Origin of the sequence: Streptomyces sp. SM1 (assembly GCF_002910825.1) — a bacterium.
Taxonomy (GTDB): Bacteria; Actinomycetota; Actinomycetes; order Streptomycetales; family Streptomycetaceae; genus Streptomyces; species Streptomyces okerensis.
Map to the genome: position 1 here is coordinate 1 of NZ_NEUB01000648.1, position 7,652 is coordinate 7,652.

General features: G+C 71.4%; 7 protein-coding genes. 1 reads left to right on the top strand and 6 read right to left on the bottom strand.

Going from position 1 to position 7,652, the window contains the following annotated elements:
- On the bottom strand, positions 1-1,403 hold a 1,403-nt coding region (locus B9S61_RS16855; RefSeq protein WP_103543002.1), incomplete at its 3' end, for a serine/threonine-protein kinase.
- A 190-nt stretch (positions 1,404-1,593) separates the two neighbouring features.
- Between B9S61_RS16855 and B9S61_RS16860 the strand changes: the two genes are divergently transcribed.
- Complete coding sequence (locus B9S61_RS16860; RefSeq protein ID WP_103543003.1) at positions 1,594-2,193, top strand: TetR/AcrR family transcriptional regulator; 600 nt, start codon at positions 1,594-1,596, stop codon at positions 2,191-2,193.
- Between the two features lie 268 nt (positions 2,194-2,461).
- Here B9S61_RS16860 and B9S61_RS16865 read toward each other — a convergent pair whose 3' ends face one another.
- From B9S61_RS16865 to B9S61_RS16885, 5 genes are all read right to left on the bottom strand, one after another.
- Positions 2,462-3,226, bottom strand: coding sequence for a CDP-alcohol phosphatidyltransferase family protein (locus tag B9S61_RS16865; RefSeq protein ID WP_103543004.1), 765 nt, complete (start codon positions 3,224-3,226; stop codon positions 2,462-2,464).
- A 206-nt stretch (positions 3,227-3,432) separates the two neighbouring features.
- Positions 3,433-4,548, bottom strand: coding sequence for a c-type cytochrome biogenesis protein CcsB (ccsB, locus tag B9S61_RS16870; protein WP_103543005.1), 1,116 nt, complete (start codon positions 4,546-4,548; stop codon positions 3,433-3,435).
- Complete coding sequence (locus B9S61_RS16875) at positions 4,545-6,281, bottom strand: cytochrome c biogenesis protein ResB (protein ID WP_103543006.1); 1,737 nt, start codon at positions 6,279-6,281, stop codon at positions 4,545-4,547. The genes ccsB and B9S61_RS16875 overlap by 4 nt, the downstream gene beginning before the upstream one ends.
- Positions 6,282-6,285: 4 nt before the next feature.
- Positions 6,286-7,059 carry a cytochrome c biogenesis CcdA family protein gene (locus B9S61_RS16880; protein WP_103543007.1) on the bottom strand — a complete coding sequence of 258 codons (774 nt, stop codon included), beginning with the start codon at positions 7,057-7,059 and terminating at the stop codon, positions 6,286-6,288.
- A gap of 1 nt (position 7,060) precedes the next feature.
- A partial coding sequence (locus B9S61_RS16885; protein ID WP_258039691.1) for a TlpA disulfide reductase family protein occupies positions 7,061-7,652 on the bottom strand: 592 nt, incomplete at its 5' end.

The window sequence follows — 7,652 nt, forward strand, 5'->3', positions numbered from 1 at the left end:
TTCGTTCCCGAGTCTCCCCCGCCGTCCCCGCCGTCCCCGCCGTCCCCGCCGGCACCCGGCGCGCCGGACGCGGTCGCCGGCTCCCCGGATCCTGACTCCGGTTCCTTCTCCGAGGAGGACGCGCTCGGGGACGGTGACCGCTCGGCGGCTCCCCGGGCCGTTCCCGACGGGCTCGCGGTCGCGGAGACCGTGACCGACGAGGAGGGGGCGGGACCCGCCGCGTCGCTGGAGTCGGTGACGTAGGGGAGAAGCTGGAAGGCCAGGGTCGCTCCCGTCGCGACGATCACCACGGGAACGAACACGGGCAGGACCCGGGTACGGCGGCGCTCCTTCCGGGACGGCTCGCCGGGTTTCGTCTTCCCTCCGGACCCCTGTCCGGGTCGCGGCACGGAAGCCGGGCCGGGAGTCGGTTCCGGCGTCGTTTCGGGATCGGGATCGGGGCCGGGGTCGGGATCGGGGTCGGGAACGGCGAAAGCGTCGCCGTCCGGGACCCGCTCCGCGAACGCGGCCCGCTCGGTCAGCTGTGCGGTGACGGCCCCCGGCCACAGGGGCGGGGTGAACGGACCGTGCCGTTCGGCGAGTTCGACCAGCTCGGCGGCGGTGGGCCGGCCCTCGTAGTCCTTGTCCAGGCAGGCCGCGACGACCTCGGCGAGTTCCGGGTCGGCCTCGCGTACGGCGTCGAGGCCGGGTTCCGCGTGCACGATCCGGTACAGCACGCCGTGTCCGGCCTCGTCGCCGAAGGGCGGCCGCCCGCTCGCCGCGTACGCGAGGACCGAGCCGAGCGCGAAGACGTCGACGGCCCCGGTCGACCCGCGTGCGCCGGTGGCCTGTTCCGGGGACATGTAGGCGGGGGTGCCCACCACCATGCCGCTGAGGGTGATGTTGCTCTGCTCGGCGGCGCGGGCCACCCCGAAGTCGATGAGGGTGAGGCCGTCGAGGGTGAGCATGACGTTGGACGGCTTGATGTCCCGGTGCACCATGTCCAGCGCGTGGACCGCGGCGAGCCCGGCCGCGGCCTCGCGCAGCAACAGCCAGAGCGCCCCGGCGGGCAGCGGCCCCCCGTGTGCTTCGAGAGCCTCGCGCAGGGTGAGGCCGGGGACGTAGGCGGTGGCGAACCACGGGGGCCGGGCGGCACGGTCACCGGCGAGCAGCGGGACGGTGGCGTGCTCGGGTAAGCGGGCCAGGTTGTCCAGCTCGTGTCCGAAGCGGCGCAGGAAGTCCTTGTCCTCGGCGACGACGGACGGCAGCAGTTGCTTGACGGCGGCGTACCGCCCCTCGTGCACGCCGAGATAGACGCGGCCCATGCCGCCGGCTCCCAGCCGTCCGACGAGCGGGATCGGTCCGATCCGCCGCGGGTCCTCTTCCTCCAGCGGCTCGGCGCCGCTTCCGCCCAGCTCGATCACGCCTGCCCCGTCGTCGTGTTCCGTCGTCGCGTGTTCCGTCGTCGCGCCGCTGGTGGCGGTCCGCCCGTTCCCCCCGCGACGGGCGGACCGCACGTCGGCAGGGGTCAGTCTGAAGGAGAGCGGGCTAGGATTGGAAGCGAGTTCTAGAAATTCACTCCAGAAAAACCCCGGAAGGTACAGCGACCCTGCGATGAGCCCCAAGCAGCACCGCGGCGAGGTCACCGCCGAACAGCTCCTGGACGCGGCACTGCGCGTCTACGGGGAGTCGGGCGAGCAGGGCCTCACCGTCAGCGCGGTGACCACGGCGAGCGGGGTCAGCCCCGGCAGCCTCTACCACCACTTCGGCAGCATGGACGGCCTGTTGACCGCCCTGCTGATGCGCTGGCTGGAACGGCTGCTGGTGGAGATGGTCACGGCCCTGGAGCAGGCGGACTCCGCCCGCACCGGCATCCGGTCCCTCGTACGGGCCTATCTGTCGTTCATCCGGGACCACCGGGAAGCGGGCCTCCTCCTGCACTCCTCCCGCGCCGACGAGCTCGGCATGAGCCAGGCGAAGCAGCTCCGAGACGCCCAGGAGGCCCGGCTCACCCCGCTGTCCGCGTGGGTGAGCCGGCACGTCGCGTCGGGAGAGATCGCCCCCCTGCCCGTCCCGATCCTCGAGTCCCTCGTCCTCGGCCCGGTCGTCGGCGCGAGCCGCCGCTGGCTGACCCTCGGTGACATCGACCTCGACGAGACGGCGGACGTCCTGCCGGACCGGATCTGGCGGTCGGTCGCCGCGGACGAGGGGTGAGCACGGAGCCCGGGCCGAGAGCCGTCACCCCCGGTCGGATCACCGTTCTCCGAAGATCTCCTCGGCCCTCGGGACTGTGACGGCACGGGCGAGCCACTGACGCAGGACATCGGGGTCGGCGCAGTCCGCGATGCGGCTGCGGACGGCGACCGGCCGTAGGCCCCCACTCCATGACCGGGCGCGGCCCTTCACGGCCGGCGCGCTCCCCTCCGCCGGAGCCTCTCCCCCGTGCGACGGCCGCCGTTCCTTCAGGAGGAGCGGCGGCGGTTCACCGCAGGCGCGACGACGACAGGATCGACAGCAGGTGGGCCGGAACCATGACCCAGGTGATCACGGCGAGCGCGCCCAGGGCCCAGCGGGTCGGGTCGATGCTGCCGGTCACCGCGTCGGCGACGGCGGCGACGAGGAGGACGAGGGACGCCTCGATGCCGTTCGTCACGCGGTGGATCTTGAACGCGGCGGCGATACGGCGGACCGTGGCGACGCCCTGCGAGCGGGGGCGGGTCGACTCGTCGTCGGCGACGACCAGACCCCGGCGGGCGCGGGCCACGTCCACCAGGTCGGTGGAGGCCTTGAGCAGGACGACGCCGAGGGCGGTGGCGATGCCGATCGACAGCCAGCCGCCGACGCCCGACTCGGCGGCGCGGTAGCCGGCTCCGGCCAGCAGCGCCGCGTCGGCGAGGTACGCGCCGAGGCGGTCGACGTAGATGCCGGTCGCGCTGTTCTGGCCCTTCCAGCGGGCGACCTCGCCGTCGACGCAGTCGAAGAGGAGGAACAGCTGCATGAGGATCACGGCGAGGATCGCGCCGGTCAGGCCGGGGATCATCAGGGCGGCGCCGGACGCCACTCCGCAGACCACCATGGTCCAGGTGAGCTGGTCGGGGGTGACGGGGGTGCGGACCAGGTGGCGGGTGGTGCGCAGGGAGATCTTCCGCATGTAGAGGCGGCCGGCCCAGTGTTCGCCGTTGCGGCTCTCCATCTTGGCCTGCGGCTGGCAGACCTCCCGCAGCTCCTCCAGTACCGGAGCACCCATGTCGTTCCTTCCGCCAGAGCCCAACTGCCGCGCGTGCGGCGGTGATCGGGTCAGCGTACAGAGGGGGGTGGGGGCGGAGGATTCTCGCCCCCGCCGCCCCTTCCCGTCCCGAAACCGGGGCTCCGCCCCGGACCCCGCTCCTCAAACGCCGGAGGGGCTGATTTCAGCCCCTCCGGCGTTTGAGGACCGTTCGCGTACCCGGTGCCTCAGAAGCCCACGGACCGCAGCGCGCCCAGGCCGACGTCGGCGTACGAGTGCTTGCCGGAGACGAAGATGTTGACGCCGTAGTAGTTGAACAGCCAGCAGGCGAAGGCGGCCAGGGCGAGGTACGCGGCCTTGCGGCCCTTCCAGCCGGCGGTGGCGCGGGCGTGCAGGTAACCGGCGTAGGCGACCCAGGTGATGAAGGACCAGGTCTCCTTCGGGTCCCAGCCCCAGTAGCGGCCCCACGCGTCACCGGCCCAGATCGCGCCCGCGATGATCGTGAAGGTCCACAGCGGGAACACGGCCGCGTTGACGCGGTAGGCGAACTTGTCCAGGGAGGCGGAGGCGGGCAGCCGCTCCAGGAACGAGGTCGCGAAGCTCCCGGGCCTGCCGCCGTTCGCGAGCTTGTTCTCGTACGAGTCCTTGAAGAGGTACATCACCGTGGCGAACGCGCCGACGTAGAAGACCGCGCCGCACAGGATCGCCGTGGAGACGTGGATGTACAGCCAGTACGAGTGGAGCGCGGGGACCAGCTGGTCGCTCTCCGTGTAGAGGACGGTGACGGCGAGACCGAGGTCGAGGAGGACCGAGGTGGTGAGGAACAGGCCGAGCCAGCGGACGTTCTTCTTCAGCGCCAGCAGCGCGAGGTACACGCCGACCGCGGTCGTGGAGAAGGTGATGTTGAACTCGTACATGTTGCCCCACGGCGCCCGCTCCACGGACAGCGCGCGGGTGAGCACACCGCCGAAGGCGAGGGCGAACGCGAGCACGGTGAGGGAGATGGCGATCCGCCCGTAGAGGTCGCCCTTCTCGTCACCGCCGTGCGCCCCGGGCCCGTCGGGCACGTCCCGCGATCCGGTCGCGGCGCGGACGACGACCTTCGGCCGCTCCAGTACGGCGGTGCCGCCGGCCTGCTTCACGGTGACGGCGGGGGCGGCGGTCCTCGCCGTGGCCGCCCCGGGGGTCAGCGCGGCCGCCGTACGGGCGACCTTGCTGCGGCTGCCGAGGAGCCACTCGGCGATGTACGCGAAGAAGGCAAGGGTGTAGACCGCCATCGCGGAGTAGATCAGCACGTTGCTGATCTCCGCGAGGCTCTCGTTGGTCGCGGCGGCGAGAGTCACTGCTCAGCCCCTTCGGCAGTTGCGGCTTGGGGGTCGGTGGGGTCGGAGGTGTTCGGGGAGGCCTCGTCCGGACCGGGATCCGGGACGCCGGGCGCCTGGTCGTAGAGGAGTCCGGCGAGGTCGCCCAGTTCCTCCGGCACCTTCGCGGACTCGCTGCGGCCGAGGCCGGCCATCTCGACGACGGTGACGCCGTCGGGGCCCTCGACCGCGCGCACCCACACCCGGCGGCGGTGGATGAACAGGGAGCCCGTGAGGCCCGCGATCGCGACGACCGCGCCGCCGAGCGCCCAGCCGGCGCCCGACTCCTGGACGATCTGGAAGCCGGCCCACTCCTTGACGTCCTTCTCGAAGGTGATCGAGCCCGCGCCGTCCGGGAGCGTCATGGTCTCGCCGGGGGTGAGCAGCTGCTTGAACAGCTCGCCGTCGGCGTCCTTGAACTCCTTCATCTTGCTCTTGTCCATCTGGTACACGCTCTGCGGAATGCCGGAGTCGGCCTTCAGGTCGCCGTGGTAGGCGTTGAGCGCGAGCACCGGATAGTCCAGCGCGGGGAACCGGGAGACCATCGCGCCGGTGGCCGAGTCCCCGAAGGTGGGCACGAACCAGGCCTGGAAGCCGAGCTGTTCCTTCTTGCCGTCGGGGTTGCGGTAGCCGTCGAGGACCTTGACCACGCCCTGGGAGGTGACGTTGGCGTCGAGCGGGAGCAGCGGCACGGCGTCCTGGAAGACGATCTCGCCCTTGCCGTCGCGCACGGTGACGACGGGCGCGTAGCCGTGGCTGACGAGGTAGACCTTGGCGTCGCCGATGGTGAGGGGCTTGTTCACCTTGACGAGGGCGGTCCTCTCCTCGCCGTCCGCTCCCTCGGCGTAGGTGAGCTCCGTCTCGTACGTGCGCGGGGTGCCCTTGTTGGGGCCGGTGCGCTCGTAGGTGCCGGTGAACTCCTTGACCTCGAAGCCGAACGGCTCCAGGTTCTCGTTGGTGAAGAGGTTCCCGGCCTTGAAGTCGTCGTACTGCGTGAGCGTGTTGGCGAAGCCGTCGCCCTCCACGATCAGCTTGTTGCCCTCGGACTTGAACAACTGGCCCCAGGCGAAGGCGATCAGCATCACGATCAGCGCGATGTGGAAGAGCAGGTTGCCGACCTCGCGCAGATAGCCCTTCTCGGCGGCGACGGCGTCACCGACGAGGTGGGCGCGGAAGCGGCGCTTCTTCAGCAGGGCGAGCGCGGCGGCGCGGACGGTTTCGGGTTCGGCCCCGGTGCGCCAGGTGGTGTGGGCGGGCAGCCGGGTCAGCCGCCGGGGCGCGCCCGGCGGGCGGCCGCGCAACTGACCCACGAACTGCCAGGTGCGGGGCACGATGCAGCCGATGAGGGAGATGAACAGCAGGATGTAGATCGCCGAGAACCACACCGAGCTGTACACGTTGAACAGGCCGAGCTTGTCGTAGACCGGCGCGAGGATGTCGTGCCGCTCACGGAAGTCGGCGACCTTCGTCGCGTCGATGCCGGTCTGCGGGATGAGGGAGCCGGGGATCGCGCCGAGGGACAGCAGCAGGAGCAGCAGCAGCGCGACGCGCATGGAGGTGAGCTGCCGCCAGAACCAGCGGGCCCAGCCGACGACGCCCAGGGAGGGCAGGTGGGCCGGCTCCTCCTTGGGGGCGGTGGACAGCTGGGAGCCGGCGTCGCCCAGCTCCTGGTCCTCGCCGGTCCCCGGGGTGTTGTCCGTCGTGGTGTCGCTCATCGGGTCAGATCCCCACCGTGAAGCCGTTGGACCAGGTCTGCATCTCCGCCACGAGGCTGTCCCACGCGCCGGTCAGCAGCAGCACACCGGTCACGATCATCATCGTGCCGCCGATGCGCATGACCCAGACGTAGTGCCGCTTGACCCAGCCGAAGGCGCCGAGCGCCTTGCGGAAGGCCACGGCGGCCAGCACGAAGGGCAGGCCCAGACCCAGACAGTACGCGACGGTCAGTACGGCGCCGCGTCCGGCGCTCTCCTGCTGGGCGGAGAGGGTCAGTACGGAGGCGAGGGTGGGGCCGATGCAGGGGGTCCAGCCGATGCCGAACAGCGCGCCGAGGACGGGGGCGCCGGCCAGTCCGGTGGCCGGCCGCTTGTGGAAGCGGAACTCGCGCTGGGTGAGCCAGGGCATCAGGCCCATGAAGAAGACGCCCATGAGGATCATGAGGACGCCGAGCACCTTGGACAGGACGCCCGACTGTTCCTGGAGTGTCTGCCCGAAGTAGCCGAAGAAGGCGCCGCCCGAGACGAACACGACGGTGAAGCCAAGGACGAACAGGGACGCGCCGGCGACCATGCGGCCGCGCCGGGCCTCCGCCAGGTCGGTGCCGGAGACACCGGTGACGTAGGAGAGGTAGCCGGGGACCAGCGGCAGGACGCAGGGCGAGAAGAAGGAGACGAGCCCGCCGAGTACGGCGAGGGGAAGGGCCACCAGCAGGGCGCCGTTGAGCACCGTGCCGTTGTAGCCCGTCCCGGCGGCGAGCGTGTACAGGTCCGTCACGTCACTTCTCCGCGACGACCGGCTTGAGCATCTTCAGCAGCCGTTCCTCGTCGAGCGCGGTCAGCGAGCGGGCCGCGATCCTCCCGTCACGGTCCAGGACCAGGGTGGAGGGGACCGCCTGCGGGTTGAGGGTGCCCTTCTCGAAGCGGAGCATCAGCTTGCCCGTGGGGTCGTACAGACTCGGGTACGGGATGCCGAAGTCCTTCTCGAAGGCGAGGGCGGAGGTGGTGCTGCCGTCCCGGGTGTTGATGCCGACGAACTGCACGCCCCGGTCGTCGTAGTCCTTGGCCACGGCGGCGAAGTACTTGGCCTCCGCGCGGCACGGGTTGCACCAGGAGCCCCAGACGTTGAGGACGACGACCTTGCCCTTGTAGTCGGCGACGTCGAGCCGCTCGCCCTCGAGCGTCTCCCCGGACAGCTCGGGTGCGGCGACGCGCTCGCCCGCGGGGACCGTGGAGATGCCGTCGGTGCCGGCCACGAAGTTGGTGTCCCCTCCCCCGCCCGAGGTCCCGCCCGAACCGCACGCGGAGACGAGCAGCGCCGCCGCGGCGGCACCGGCGGCGGCCAGGGCGGCACGGCGCCGGAAACCGGTG